Annotated in this window: 12 protein-coding genes; 6 read left to right on the top strand and 6 right to left on the bottom strand. The window is 72.0% G+C overall.

From position 1 onward, the window contains the following. Positions 1-88 precede the first annotated feature (88 nt). Positions 89-1,300, top strand: coding sequence for a D-alanyl-D-alanine carboxypeptidase family protein (locus ACH47Z_RS02680; protein WP_399069717.1), 1,212 nt, complete (start codon positions 89-91; stop codon positions 1,298-1,300). Between the two features lie 259 nt (positions 1,301-1,559). On the opposite strand, the gene ACH47Z_RS02675 is transcribed toward ACH47Z_RS02680, so the two are convergent. Continuing rightward, positions 1,560-2,318, bottom strand: coding sequence for an SDR family oxidoreductase (locus ACH47Z_RS02675; protein ID WP_399069714.1), 759 nt, complete (start codon positions 2,316-2,318; stop codon positions 1,560-1,562). A 56-nt stretch (positions 2,319-2,374) separates the two neighbouring features. Continuing rightward, positions 2,375-3,391: a Gfo/Idh/MocA family protein gene (locus ACH47Z_RS02670; RefSeq protein ID WP_399069712.1), complete on the bottom strand. Its 1,017-nt coding sequence runs from the start codon at positions 3,389-3,391 to the stop codon at positions 2,375-2,377. Between the two features lie 90 nt (positions 3,392-3,481). On the opposite strand from ACH47Z_RS02670, the gene ACH47Z_RS02665 reads away from it, so the two are divergent. From ACH47Z_RS02665 to ACH47Z_RS02645, 5 genes are all read left to right on the top strand, one after another. Next, entirely contained in the window at positions 3,482-4,777 is a 1,296-nt protein-coding gene (locus ACH47Z_RS02665; protein ID WP_399069711.1) for a multidrug effflux MFS transporter, read from the top strand. After that, the gene (locus tag ACH47Z_RS02660; protein ID WP_399069709.1) at positions 4,717-5,898 is read left to right on the top strand and encodes a serine hydrolase domain-containing protein; all 1,182 of its coding nucleotides are present in this window, start codon (positions 4,717-4,719) and stop codon (positions 5,896-5,898) included. The genes ACH47Z_RS02665 and ACH47Z_RS02660 overlap by 61 nt, the downstream gene beginning before the upstream one ends. A 23-nt stretch (positions 5,899-5,921) precedes the next feature. Next, the gene (locus ACH47Z_RS02655) at positions 5,922-6,917 is read left to right on the top strand and encodes a small ribosomal subunit Rsm22 family protein (RefSeq protein ID WP_399069707.1); all 996 of its coding nucleotides are present in this window, start codon (positions 5,922-5,924) and stop codon (positions 6,915-6,917) included. Between the two features lie 148 nt (positions 6,918-7,065). Continuing rightward, positions 7,066-7,704, top strand: a complete 639-nt coding sequence (locus tag ACH47Z_RS02650) for a TetR/AcrR family transcriptional regulator (protein WP_399069705.1) — start codon at positions 7,066-7,068, stop codon at positions 7,702-7,704. Between the two features lie 77 nt (positions 7,705-7,781). Next, positions 7,782-8,513: a bifunctional DNA primase/polymerase gene (locus ACH47Z_RS02645; protein ID WP_399069703.1), complete on the top strand. Its 732-nt coding sequence runs from the start codon at positions 7,782-7,784 to the stop codon at positions 8,511-8,513. Between the two features lie 6 nt (positions 8,514-8,519). On the opposite strand, the gene ACH47Z_RS02640 is transcribed toward ACH47Z_RS02645, so the two are convergent. The 4 genes from ACH47Z_RS02640 to efeO are packed head-to-tail and all read right to left on the bottom strand — an operon-like array spanning position 8,520 to position 12,728. Further along, the gene (locus ACH47Z_RS02640) at positions 8,520-9,512 is read right to left on the bottom strand and encodes a hypothetical protein (protein WP_399069701.1); all 993 of its coding nucleotides are present in this window, start codon (positions 9,510-9,512) and stop codon (positions 8,520-8,522) included. Then, complete coding sequence (gene efeU, locus ACH47Z_RS02635; RefSeq protein WP_399069699.1) at positions 9,472-10,344, bottom strand: iron uptake transporter permease EfeU; 873 nt, start codon at positions 10,342-10,344, stop codon at positions 9,472-9,474. Before efeU ends, ACH47Z_RS02640 begins: the two co-directional genes overlap by 41 nt. A gap of 6 nt (positions 10,345-10,350) precedes the next feature. Continuing rightward, positions 10,351-11,589 (bottom strand): iron uptake transporter deferrochelatase/peroxidase subunit, encoded by a 1,239-nt coding sequence (gene efeB / locus ACH47Z_RS02630; RefSeq protein ID WP_399069697.1) that lies wholly within the window; start codon positions 11,587-11,589, stop codon positions 10,351-10,353. A gap of 2 nt (positions 11,590-11,591) precedes the next feature. Then, positions 11,592-12,728, bottom strand: coding sequence for an iron uptake system protein EfeO (gene efeO, locus ACH47Z_RS02625; RefSeq protein ID WP_399069695.1), 1,137 nt, complete (start codon positions 12,726-12,728; stop codon positions 11,592-11,594). Between the last annotated feature and the right edge of the window lie 296 nt (positions 12,729-13,024).

Below are 13,024 nucleotides of genomic sequence, written 5' to 3'. Positions count from 1 at the left end.
TCATCGGATTTTCATAACGCGGCAAATTCCCGACCGTCCGTGCCCGGCGTCGCGGAAGCCGCAGCTGGGCGCGGTGTACGGTCCCGGGGTGCGTGAATGTTCCCGGATCAGTCGGCGTGCCCTCCTCGGTCTGACGGCCGCCGCCCTTCCCGTGTCCCTCTCCACGGCCGCCGAGGCCACCGCGGCCGAGTCCACCGTCGTCGGGGGCGAGCAGCTGGCCCACGCGGGCGTCCAGGTGCGCGGTGCCTCCGGACTGCCCGCGAAGCTCACCGCCCGCTCCTGGCTGATCGCCGACCACGACAGCGGCGAGGTGCTCGCCTCGTTCAATGCGCACCGGCGCCTCGCGCCCGCGTCCACGCTGAAGATGCTGTTCGCGGACACCGTGCTGAAGAAGTTCGACCGCGCCCAGCGATATACGGTCAAGGACGCCGACCTCGCCGACATCCCGGCCGGCTCCAGCCTCGTCGGCATCAAGCCCGGCCTCACCTACACCGTCGAGCAGCTGTGGCAGGGCGTGTTCCTGCGCTCCGGCAACGACGCCGTGCACGTGCTGTCCCACATGAACGGCGGCATCGCCAGGACGGTCGCCGAGATGCAGGCCAAGGCCGAGGACCTGCAGGCCCTGGACACCCATGTGGTCAGTCCCGACGGCTTCGACCACCCGGGCCAGATCTCCTCGGCGTACGACCTCACGCTCTTCGCCCGCCACGGCCTGAAGGACACCGACTTCCGCGGCTACTGCGGCACCCGCACCGCGAACTTCCCGGCGGGCGGCAAGAAGACCTTCCAGATCCAGAACACCGACCGCCTGCTGACCGGGGCATGGGGTCTGAAGACATACGACGGCCTGATCGGTGTCAAGAACGGCTACACCAGCAATGCCGGCAACACCTTCACCGGCGCCGCCACCCGGGGCGGACGCACCCTGCTGGTGACGGTCATGCACCCCGCCGAGGGCAGCAACGCCGTCTACGAGCAGACGGCCGCTCTGCTCGACTGGGGCTTCGGGCACGGGCGTTCGGCGCAGGCCGTGGGCACGCTGGTCGACCCGCTCAGCGAGGGCGGCGCGAAGGTGAGCCCGGCATCGGGGAGCAAGGGGGACCGGGCGGCCGACGCCTCCGGCGCGTCGTCCGGCGGCCCCTCCACCGGCCGGCTGGTGGAGGGCGCCGGGGGTACGGCGCTGCTGCTGGCGGCGGCCGGAACGTGGGTGGTGAAGCGGCGGCGCGGGGCGGTCGCCGCGGCGGCGACGGCCGAGGCGGAGACGGACACCACGGAACCGGGCGGCAAGCACCGGCGCTGAACGCCGAGCAGTGCGGCGGCCGTTCCACCGACCGGTGCGTACCCCGCGCCTCGCGCGAGGTCCACCCCCAACTTCCGGTCCGGTGGAACGGCCGCCGCCTTCCCCCCTCAAAATGGCCTCGGCGGGGCCGCGGAACCCCTGTACTCCAACTGTGAAGCTCTCGTGGAGGAAAGTTGAGCATATGTGCGCGACGGGCCGCAACACCATGGATGTTCAAATTCCGTTTGTGGTATAGGCGGGTAGGGCTCCCGAACGGGGTTCAGCCCCGCCCGATGTAGGGCATCGCCGTCGCCAGCACCGTCGCGAACTGCACGTTCGCCTCCAGCGGCAGCTCGGCCATGTGCCGCACGGTCCGCGCCACGTCGGCCACGTCCATCACCGGTTCCGGGGCTACCTCCCCGTTCGCCTGCAGTGCGCCGGTCTGCATCCGGGCCGTCATGTCGGTGGCCGCGTTGCCGATGTCGATCTGCCCGACCGCGATGCCGTACGGCCGCCCGTCCAGCGACAGCGACTTGGTCAGCCCGGTCAGCGCGTGCTTGGTCGCCGTGTAGGCCACCGAGTGCGGGCGCGGGGTGTGGGCCGAGATCGAGCCGTTGTTGATGATCCGGCCGCCCCGCGGATCCTGCTCCTTCATCTGCCGGTACGCCGCCTGCGCGCACAGGAACGCCCCGTTGAGGTTGGTGTCCACCACGTGCCGCCAGGCGTCGTAGGGGAGTTCCTCGACCGGGACCCCGCCGGGCCCGAAGGTTCCCGCGTTGTTGAACAGCAGGTCCACCCGCCCGAACCGCTCCACGGTCGCCGCGAACAGCGCCGCCACGTCCTCGGGCCGGGACACGTCGGTGCGCACGGCGAGCGCGGCGCCGCCCGGCACCAGCGCCGCCGTCTCCTCCAGCGTCCCGGCGCGCCGGCCGGCCAGCGCGACCGACCAGCCGGCGGTCAGCAGCTCCACGGCGACGGCCCGCCCGATGCCGGAACCGGCGCCGGTCACCACCGCGATCTTCGATTCCCTGTCAGTCATGGCTCCGCAGCGTAGGCGGGAAGTCCGCGATGCGGAATGCCATGTCCGCCATACGGTTATGCGGTCACCGCCGCCGGCTCCTCGCCGGGATACCGCACCCCGATCCGCTCCCGTACCGCGTCCAGCGTCCGCATCACCGCGAGCGAGCCCTCCAGCGGCACCAGCGGTGACTCCTTCTCGCCCGCCCGCAGCGCCCGCATGACCTCGACCGCCTCGTGCCGCAGGCTGGTGCGCGGCCCGTCGGCCGGGTCGGCGGTGAACTCCTCCGGCTCACGGCCGTCACGGTGCAGCACGAACCGGTCGGGGTGGAAGAAGCCCGACGGTACGTCGATCCGGCCGTGCGAGCCGGTCACCGACGCCGTGGCCGCCGTACCGCCGACGATCGAGCAGTGCACCGACGCCAGCGCCCCGGACTCCCACGACAGCAGCGCGCCCGTCTGCAGGTCGACGCCCTCCGCCGAGACCTGCGCGCTCGCCGTGACGGAGTCCGGCTCGCCCAGCAGCAGCTGCGCGAACGACACCGGGTACACACCCAGGTCCAGCAGGGCCCCGCCGCCGAGCGCCGGGTCCCGCAGCCGGTGGGCCGGCGGGAAGGGACCGGCCAGCCCGAAGTCGGCCTGCACGGTGCGGACCTCACCGATCGCGCCGTCGTCCACCAGCGCCTTCAGCCGCCGTACCAGCGGATTGCAGTACATCCACATCGCCTCCATCAGGAAGCGGTCGTGCTCCCGCGCCAGCGCGACGAGTTCCTCCGTCTCGCGCAGGTTCAGCGTGAACGGCTTCTCGCACAGCACGTTGCGCCCCGCCTCCAGACACAGCCCGGCCGCCGCCCGGTGCGCCGAGTGCGGGGCGGCGACGTACACGACGTCGATGTCCGGGTCCGCCGCCAGCGACGCCCAGTCGCCATAGGCCCGCGCCACCCCGAACCGGTCGGCGAACGCCTCCGCGGCACCCTGACTGCGCGAGGCGACGGCCGCGATCTCCGCCTCCGGTAGATCGACCAGGTCCGCCGCGAACGCCGCCGCGATCCCGCCCGTCGCCAGGATTCCCCACCGCACCCTCTGCTCCGCCATCCCGGCCGCCCCGCCCTCGCTCGTATGTACCTCGGCAATGTGTACGAGCTGAGAGCATAGGTGCCGGTCGTTTCGCAGAAGGAGGGACACATGCGCGAGCACATGGCGGCGGCCGCACCGCGGACGGGGCGGATCACACCGTCCCCGGACGCCACCCGCCGCACCGGCCTGCTCGTCACCTTCGTGCTCGGCGGCCTCACCGCGACACCCCCGCTCGCGATGGACATGTACCTGCCCTCGCTGCCCGAGGTCACCAGGTCCCTGCACGCCCCCGCCGCCACGGTCCAGCTCACCCTCACCGCGTGCCTGGCCGGCATGGCCCTCGGCCAGCTGGTCGTCGGTCCGATGAGCGACCGCTGGGGCCGCCGCCGACCGCTGCTGACCGGCCTCGCCGTATACGTCCTCGCGACCGCCCTGTGCGCCCTCGCCCCGAACGTCGAGACCCTCGTCGTCTTCCGGCTGGCCCAGGGCCTCGCGGGCGCGGCCGGCATCGTCATCGCCCGGGCCGTCGTACGCGACCTGTACGACGGCGTCGCCATGGCCCGCTTCTTCTCCACCCTGATGCTGATCTCCGGGGCCGCGCCCGTCGTGGCTCCGCTGATCGGCGGACAGATCCTCCGGGTGACCGACTGGCGGGGCGTGTTCGTGCTCCTCACCGTGGTCGGCGCGCTGCTCGCCGCGCTCGTCTGGCTGCGGCTGCCGGAGACGCTGGCGCCCGAGGAGCGGCACGACGGGGGAGCCGGTGAGGCGCTGCGGACGATGCGGGCCCTGCTCGCCGACCTGCCCTTCACCGGCTACATGCTGGCCGGCGGCTTCGCCTTCGCCGCGCTGTTCGCCTACATCAGCGCCTCGCCCTTCGTGATCCAGGAGATCTACGGCGCCTCCCCGCAGACCTTCAGCCTGTTGTTCGGCCTCAACTCGGTCGGACTCGTGGCCGCCGGGCAGGTCAACGGCAAGGTGCTGGTCGGCCGGGTCGCCCTGGAGAAGGTGCTGGCCTGCGGTCTGACAGTGATCGTGCTCGCGGCGACGGCGCTGCTGCTGATGTCGACGGGAGCGTTCGGGGAGACCGGGCTGGCCCCGATGGCGGCCGCCCTCTTCGTCCTGATGACGGCGATGGGCATCACCCTCCCCAACGCCCAGTCCCTCGCCCTGCTGCGCACCCGGCACGCCGCCGGCTCCGCCTCCGCGCTGCTCGGCACCACCTCCTTCCTCGTCGGCGCGGTAGCCTCACCGCTCGTCGGCATCGCCGGCGAACACACCGCCGTACCCATGGCGCTCGTCCAACTGGCGGGAGCACTGGTCGCGGCGGCCTGCTTCGTGGGACTGTGCCGTCCCTGGAACACACGGGGGAACACCCGTACGGGGTCGGAGGGAGACGAGCACTGAGCGCACCGAGACTGCGCGCCGACACACCGGAACGGGCCGGGCTGGACCCCGCGGAACTGGGACACCTGGTCGGCGAGCTGCACGCACTCACCTCCGGAGACCACCCCTGGGCGGCCGGCGCCGTCGTGCTCGCCGGCCGCGGACCCGTGATCGCCGTGGCCGAGGCCGCGGGCTGGGCGGTGCGTTACGCCGCCTACGACCCGGAGACCGACACCGGCGTGGAGCTGCCGCCGGACGCCCGGGTCCCGATGACGGTGGACACCCCCTTCGACCTGGCGTCGCTCACCAAGCTGTTCACGTCCGTCGCGGCCGTGCAGCAGATCGAGCGCGGCACCCTCGGCATGGACGCCCGGGTCGGCGACTACCTGCCCGACTTCCACGCGGCGGCCGCGCACGGCATCACCGTCCGCCAGCTCCTCACCCACACGTCGGGGCTGCGCCCCGAACTCCCGCTGTACGACTGCCCGGACGACACGAGCCGACTGTCCCTGCTCCGCGCCGAGGCACCGGTGTCCGAACCCGGCACGCACGTGTACTCCGACCTGAACATGCTCCTGCTCCAGTCCGTGCTGGAGCGGATCACCGGCCGTTCCCTGGGCGTCCTGTTCGAGGACGGCATCACGCGTCCGCTCGGCATGACGGCGACCCACTTCGGCCCCCGCCCCGGCGCGGCGGCCACCGAGGACCAGCGGCGGCCGTGGGCCAAGGCGGACCGCGGGATGCTGCGGGGTGTGGTCCACGACGAGAACGCCTGGGCGCTGGGCGGGGTGGCGGGCCACGCGGGCCTGTTCTCCACCGCTCCCGACCTGGCGGTCTTCTGCCGCACCCTGCTCGCCGGCGGCTCCTACGGTCCCGCCCGCATCCTCGGCCCCGACTTCGTCGAACTCCTCCTGACCCCGCCGGGCCTGGGCTTCACGGTGGACCAGCCGTGGTTCATGGGCGAACTGTCGGGCAACGGCGCGGCGGGCCACACGGGCTTCACGGGCACGTCGCTGGTCCTCGACCCGAGGACGGACACGTTCCTGATCCTGCTGGCGAACACGGTCCACCCACGGCGCCGCACCCCGGACAGCGGACCGAGGGCGGCACTGGCGACGAGGCTGGCGAGGGCGGTGATCTGAGCAGCACCCCGTAGAATCACCGGGTGAACGACCCCGTGACCCCGGCCCAGACCCTGCGTGCCGCTCTGGACGACGTCCTCGCCGGGCTCCCGCCCAGGCAGGCCGCCGGAGCCGTGGAACGGCTGATCGCCAACTACCGGGGTGAAACCCCGACCCACGCACCGATCCTCCGCGACCGGGCCGACGTGGCCGCCTACGCCGCCTACCGCATGCCCGCCACCTTCGAGGCGGTCCACTCCGCGCTGGAGGCGTTCGCGGCGACCGCCCCCGACTGGACCCCCGGCAGCCATATCGACGTCGGCGGTGGCACCGGCGCCGCCACCTGGGCCGTCACGGCGACCTGGCCCGGCGAGCGCGGCGTCACCGTGCTGGACTGGGCCGAGCCCGCCCTCGCCCTCGGCCGGGAGATCGCCGCCGCCAACCCGGCCCTGAAGGACGCCCGCTGGCAGCGCGCCCGGATCGGCGCCGACCTCACCCTGGACGTCACCGATCTCGTCACGGTGTCGTACGTCCTCAACGAACTCGCCGAACCCGACCGCGCCGCCCTCGTCGACGCCGCTGCCGCCGCCGCGCAGGCCGTGGTGATCGTGGAGGCCGGCACCCCGGCCGGCTACGCCCGCGTCATCGAGGCCCGCGACCGCCTGATCAGCGCCGGCCTGCACGTCGTCGCCCCCTGCCCGCACAGCGCCGGCTGCCCCATCGAGCCCGGCAAGGACTGGTGCCACTTCTCCGCCCGGGTCAGCCGCTCCTCCCTGCACCGCCAGGTCAAGGGCGGCAGCCTGCCGTACGAGGACGAGAAGTTCTCCTACGTCGCCGCCACCCGCCTGCCGGCGGAGCCGGCCGCTTCTCGGATCGTCCGGCGCCCCCAGATCCGCAAGGGCCAGGTCCTGCTCGACCTGTGCGAGCCGGACGAACGCCTGACCCGCACGACGGTCACCAAACGCCACGGCGACCTGTACAAGGCGGCGCGGGACGCGGAGTGGGGAGACCGGTGGCCGCCGCTGGAATCGGACGCGTAGGCAGCGCCCCGAAGGGGCGCGGGGCTGTGTCGATATGCGGCTCCGCCGCGCGGGCTTGACCAGCCACGACGGCGCCGCGGTCGCTCGATGGCCTGGCGCGGCACTTTCCGGCGCACCGCTGAACCGGCGGAGCTTGTAGCGTCAGGCCATGGTCAAGAAGCCCGCCCCAGACGCCACCCGCCGCAGTGAGAAGTCCCGCCGTGCGATCTACGACGCCGCCCTCGCCCTGGTCGGTGAGGTCGGGTACCCGAAGACCACCGTCGAGGGGATCGCCGCCCGGGCCGGGGTCGGCAAGCAGACGATCTACCGCTGGTGGCCGTCCAAGGCAGCCGTTCTGCTGGAGGCGTTCCTCGACCTTTCCACGCAGGCGGCACAGGAAGCGGGGCAGGAGCCGTACGTCATCCCGGACACCGGCGACCTGGCCGCCGACCTCAAGGCGGTGCTGCGGATCACCGTGGACCAGCTCGTCGACCCGCGTTTCGAGGTGCCCTCCCGGGCGCTGGCCGCCGAGGGCGTCGTCAACGAGCCGGTCGGCCGCGAGTTCGTCACCAAGCTCCTCGAACCCCAGCTCCAGCTGTACGTCGACCGGCTGCGCTCCGCGCAGGACGCCGGGGCCGTACGGGCCGACGTCGATCCCCGGATCGCCCTGGAGCTGTTCGTCTCGCCCCTCGCGCAGCGCTGGCTGCAGCGGACCGGACCGATCTCGTACGACTACACGGACACCCTGGTCGACTACGCCCTGCACGGAATCGGACGAATCGGACCCCAGGCACCCCGAAGCAGATGAAGATGGGACGATAGGGCATGCTGTCGGAACACCACCGAGGCGACACCATCGCGGCGACCACCGAGGCGAGGGGATAGATGAGCGCGACGTTCGGCGGCCCATCCGGCCGGCAGGGCAGACTCTCCCAGTGGCTGCGTGGACGCCGTCCGAAGGAGGCCGTCGGCACCGACGGCCGTGAGGCCCTGCTGCTCGCCGCCGCCACCGCGGGCCTGCCGCTCGCCCCCGCCGCGCATCCCGCCCCCGGCTACCGCTGTTCCTGCGACCGCGTCGGCTGTCCCACCCCCGCCCGGCACCCGGTGTCGTTCGCCTGGCAGACGCAGTCCACCACCGACCGCGCCCAGATCGAGCGCTGGGCCCGGCACCAGCCGCAGGCCAACTTCATCACCGCCACCGGGATGACCCACGACGTCCTGGACGTGCCCCTGGAGGCCGGGCGGGAGGCGCTGGACCGGCTGCTCGGCGCCGGTGTCGAGGTCGGTCCGGTCGCCGAGAGCGACGACGGCCGCATGCTGTTCTTCACCCTCACCCGCGGCACCCCCGAGGACGAGGACGAGTGGTGGCCCTGCGAGCTGGACTGCCGCCCGGAGACCATGGACGAGCACCCCGGCCTGCGCTGGCACTGCCGGGGCTCCTACGTCCTCGTCCCGCCCGCCCGGCTGCCCGGCGACGACGACCAGCAGGTGCGCTGGGTACGCGGCCCGGAGCACCCGCTGCCGGACCCGCTCAGCCTCCTGGAGGCCCTCACCGACGCCTGCGCCCGCCACGCCGGCACCGAACACCACGGCGCCGCCTGGCCCCTGCGCCACTGAGACCGTTTACTCGCCCTGCGCCGACGTCAGTCCCGGTACCCGGCCCAGCATGGACACCGCGCCGTTGCCCGCCGGATCCAGGGCGACCTCGTTGGACATGAACTCCAGTGTCAGGGACTGCTTCACCTCGCCCTTGGTCAGGGCCTGCACGTCCTTGTTCTGGGCCGGCATCGTGGTGCCCGCGGCGACCGTCCGCTTCTCGTAGTGGTGCGTGGTGAAGAACACCAGCGCCCCGCCGTCCGCCGTCCGCAGCGCCAGCGGCCGGTAGTCGCCGTTCGTCAGCGGCTTGTCGATGAACTGGGTGACCAGACCCGGCTTGCGGGCCCGCTGGGCACGGTTCGCGCGCTCGGCGCTGGTGTAGTCGCCGTCGGCGAAGGTCTGCCCGCCCTTCTGCAGATACGTCGCGTAGTCCGCGCTCAACGCGCCGGGTGCGACGGCGAGTTGCACCGAGTCCGCCGGCACGGCCTCGGCCCAGCCGTCCTTGTCCGTCGTGAACTTCGGTACGGCACCCGGCGCGACGAGCGTCAGATACGCCACCTGCCAGCGCTCGCCGAGGCCGCCCCGGGTGAACACCAGCAGCCAGCGTGCGTTGCCCGCCTTGTTGCCCCGGGCGTCGGCGACGAACCAGCGCGGCCAGCCCGCCTTCTTGGGGATGGTGATCTTCACGTCCGTCAGCTTCAGCGGCACGTGGTTCGCGTTGCCCGACGGGCTGTTGGTGTGCCCGGCCTTCAGCCGCGCCTCGTCGATGTCGCCGAACGGGCCGGTGACGTAGGGCGCGTCCAGGGAGCTGTCGTAGGCCTTGTCGGCCTTGTTGTACGCGGTCGTGAACGCGGTGACCGCCTTGGCGGCCTCGGCACGCGTGGCGGCGGGGAGCACCTCCCGCTCCCCGTGCACCACCACGCATCCGCTCGCCGTCAGTGACAAAGCACTCAACGACACCGCTATGAGTGCGTTCCGGTCACGCCTGCGGAGCCTGCGCGGGCTGCGATCCCTGCTCATCGGGTCCCTTCACCTTCGCCTTCCCGGAGGCGAACCCTACCGGGGCGAAGAACACCGCGAGTGTCGGGACCAGGTACAGCAGCCACACCGTGACCTGGACGACCGTCGGATCCGGCTGGAAGTTGAACACGCCCTTCAGCAGCGTGCCGTACCAGCTGTCCGGCGGGATGGTGCCGCTGATGTCGAAGGCCAGGCTGTTGATGCCCGGGACCCAGTTCGCCTCCTGCAGATCGTGGAAGCCGTACGCCAGCACGCCCGCCGCGACCACGACCAGCATGCCGCCGGTCCAGGTGAAGAACTTCGCCAGGTTGATCCTCAGGGCGCCCCGGTAGAACAGCCAGCCCAGGAGGACGGCGGTGGCGAGGCCCAACGCCACGCCGACCAAAGGGCGCGGGGTGCCGTCGCTCGCCGCGTGCACCGACGCCCACACGAACAACGCGGTCTCCAGGCCCTCCCGACCGACGGCCAGGAACGCGGTGGCGACCAGCGCGCCCGTGCCCATCGCCAGGGCCGCGTCCAGCTTGCCGTGCAGCTCGGACCTCAGGTGCCGGGCGGTGCGCCGCATCCAGAACACCATCCACGTCACCAGGACGACGGCGACGACCGACAGCGAGCCGCCGAGCGCCTCCTGCGCCTGGAACGTCAGCTCCTGCGAGCCGAACTCGAGGGCGCAGCCGAAGCCCATCGCGATGGCGACCGCGATGCCGATGCCGATCCAGATCGGCTTCAGGGCGTCCCGGCGGCCGGTCTTGACCAGATAGGCGATGAGGATGCAGACGACGAGCGAGGCCTCGAGCCCCTCGCGCAGGCCGATCAGATAGTTGGAGAACACGGGCTGTCACGCCTCCTTCGAGAACAGCGCCCGCCCCCACCAGTCGTCCGCGTTCCGGACGCCGGGGGGAACCGCGAAGACCGCCGAACCCACGTGCTGGGTGTACTCGTTGAGGGCGTCGTGCGCCGACAGCTTGCGCTGGAGCGGGATGAACCCCTCGCGCACGTCCCTCATGTAGGCCAGGAAGAACAGACCGGCGTCCAGCCGGCCGAGACCGTCGGTGCCGTCCGTGAAGGAGTAGCCCCGGCGCAGGATGGTGATCCCGCCGTTGGCGTCGGGATGCGCCAGCCGCACGTGCGCGGTCGGCTTCATCGCCTTCAGGAACGGCTCGTCGTGCTCCTTGGCCTTGCCGACCGGAGCACCCTCGCGCTTGTCCCGCCCGAACACGTCCTCCTGCTCCTGGAGCGAGGTCCGGTCCCAGGTCTCGATGTTCATGCGGATGCGCCGGGCGACGAGATACGACCCGCCGGCCATCCACTCCGGGCCGTCCCCGTCACCGACCCACACGTGCCTGGTCAGCCGGTCGGTCTCGGTGCCCGCGATGTTGCGGGTGCCGTCCTTGAAGCCGAACAGGTTGCGCGGGGTCTGCGCGTCCGGGGTGGTCGAGGAGGTCTTGCCGAAGCCCAGCTGGGACCAGCGCACGGCGACCTTGCCGAAGCCGATGCGGGCGAGGTTGCGGATGGCGTGCACGGCGACCTGCGGATCGTCGGCGCAGGCCTGGACGGCGAGGTCACCGCCGGTGCGGGCCTTGTCGAGGTTGTCCCCGGGGAAGGCCGGCAGATCGGCGAGCGCGGCGGGACGCTTGCCCCCGAGCCCGAACCTGTCGAAGAGGGAGGGCCCGAAGCCGATGGTCAGCGTCAGCCGGGACGGCCTGAGTCCCAGCGCCTCGCCGGTGTCGTCCGGCGGGGCCTCGGCGAGCCCGCCGTACGCGCCCTCGCCGACCGCCTCACCGGCGGTCATCCGCCGGGCGGCCTCCGTCCACTCCCTGAGCATCTGGACGAACTCGTCGCGGTCGTCGGTCTTCACGTCGAACGCGGCGAAGTGCAGCCGGTCCTGCACCGGGGTGGCGATGCCGGCCTGGTGGGCGCCGTGGAACGGTACGGCGTCGCCGACGGGCTGGGGCGTGTCGTCGCCGCTCGCCATGGCCACGGCCCCGCCGGCCACGGCGGCACCGAGCGCGAGCCCGGCCCCGCCCCAGCCGATCAGCGCGCGGCGCGAAGGGCTGCCGCCGTTGTCGCTGCTCATGCTCACTTCACCACCGCGGCGGCGAGCTTGGACAGCGGCTCGGCGAGCGCGTTCACGGCGTCCGACAGTTCCTTGCGCTGTTCCTTGGTGACCTTGTCGTAGGAGACGAAGTCGTAGGAGGTCTTGTCGGCGCGGTACTTGTCGAGCAGGGCGTTCAGGGCGGTGAACTGCTTGTCCAGCTCCTCGGTGAGCTTCGGGTCGTTCTTGGCGGCGACCGGCTTCAGCAGCTCGTACGCCTTCTGGGCGCCCTCGACATTGCCCTTGAAGTCGACCAGGTCGGTGTGCGCGTAGCGGTCCTCCTCGCCGGTGACCTTGCCGGTGGCGACCTCGTCCAGCAGCTCCTTGGCGCCGTTGGCCATGGAGGTCGGGGTGATCTCGGCCTTGCCGACCCGCTTCTGCCAGTCCTTCAGGTCGGTCACCAGCTGGTCGGCGAGCGTCCTCTCCTCGGCGCCGGTCTTCCTGTCGTGCCAGAGGGCCTTCTCCAGCCGGTGCCAGCCGGTCCACTGCTGGCCGGCCTCCAGGCCGTCCTCGCGGACGTCGACCTTCGGGTCGATGTCACCGAAGGACTCGGCGACCGGCTCGGTGCGCTCCCAGCCGAGGCGGGAGACACCGTAGGCCTTCTTCGCGGCGTCCACGTCCCCGGCCTTGACGGCCTTCACGAAGTTCTCGACGAGCGGGAGGGTGGCGTCGGCCTGGTCCTGCGCGTACTGCCGGTACTCGGCGACGGCCTGGTCCAGCTTCGGGTCGCGCCTGGCGGTCGTACCGCCACCGGTGACGGTGAGCTTCTGCCGCACACCGTGCCCCTTCATCCCGGGCCGGCAGGCGATCTCGTACGACCCCGCCTTCACCTCGGCGGTCAGCGTGTACTTGGTGCCCGGACCGATGTTCTCCTTCTCGGAGACGATCCGGTCGTCCGGGAACAGGATCTCGACCTCGGTGGCCTTGGACCCCTTGTTCTCTATCGTCAGCGTGACCTGCCCGGCCGGTACGGACGTGGCCGAGGTCTCGCACGTCGCGTCGGCCGCGGTGACCTGGACGGCGTCGCCGTCCTTGGCATCGCTCTTCGCGGTGCACGCCGAGAGGGCGGTCAGGGCGGCCACGGTCGTGGCGGCGGTGACGGTCAGTCGGACGGCTCGCATGCAGGCTCCCAGCGGATCCGGTGTGGTGAGGCTGCCCTAACTTACCTGAGCCTTACCTTGCTCATACCTATGGGGGTGGTGATTCGGGTCTCAAAAGGTTGCACCCGGGCCGAGGACGCCGGTGTCCCGCACGACGAGGCCTATCGGCGTGTGTTCGGCGAGGGTGAGAGGTGAGGTACGAGGTCAGCGACCGGCAGATCCGCGTGTCCGTGATCCACCTCGGGCGGGTGCGCTGATCGGATCCGCTCGGCGACGCCCTGCCCGAGCTGCCCTACGCCCCCTCGGGCATGCGCACC

The sequence above is a fragment of the Streptomyces sp. NPDC020192 genome (assembly GCF_044388685.1).
Taxonomy (GTDB): Bacteria; Actinomycetota; Actinomycetes; order Streptomycetales; family Streptomycetaceae; genus Streptomyces.
Note: the sequence above shows the minus strand (reverse complement) of the source record. Positions and strands in the feature narration are given on the sequence as shown.

What these genes read in the sequence shown, in the direction of transcription:
- efeO (WP_399069695.1), bottom strand. Translation starts at nt 12,728, where the DNA reads ATGCGAGCCGTCCGACTGACCGTCACCGCCGCCACGACCGTGGCCGCC.
- efeB (WP_399069697.1), bottom strand. Translation starts at nt 11,589, where the DNA reads ATGAGCAGCGACAACGGCGGCAGCCCTTCGCGCCGCGCGCTGATCGGC.
- ACH47Z_RS02670 (WP_399069712.1), bottom strand. Translation starts at nt 3,391, where the DNA reads ATGGCGGAGCAGAGGGTGCGGTGGGGAATCCTGGCGACGGGCGGGATC.
- ACH47Z_RS02640 (WP_399069701.1), bottom strand. Translation starts at nt 9,512, where the DNA reads ATGAGCAGGGATCGCAGCCCGCGCAGGCTCCGCAGGCGTGACCGGAAC.
- ACH47Z_RS02650 (WP_399069705.1), top strand. Translation starts at nt 7,066, where the DNA reads ATGGTCAAGAAGCCCGCCCCAGACGCCACCCGCCGCAGTGAGAAGTCC.
- ACH47Z_RS02675 (WP_399069714.1), bottom strand. Translation starts at nt 2,318, where the DNA reads ATGACTGACAGGGAATCGAAGATCGCGGTGGTGACCGGCGCCGGTTCC.
- ACH47Z_RS02645 (WP_399069703.1), top strand. Translation starts at nt 7,782, where the DNA reads ATGAGCGCGACGTTCGGCGGCCCATCCGGCCGGCAGGGCAGACTCTCC.
- ACH47Z_RS02665 (WP_399069711.1), top strand. Translation starts at nt 3,482, where the DNA reads ATGCGCGAGCACATGGCGGCGGCCGCACCGCGGACGGGGCGGATCACA.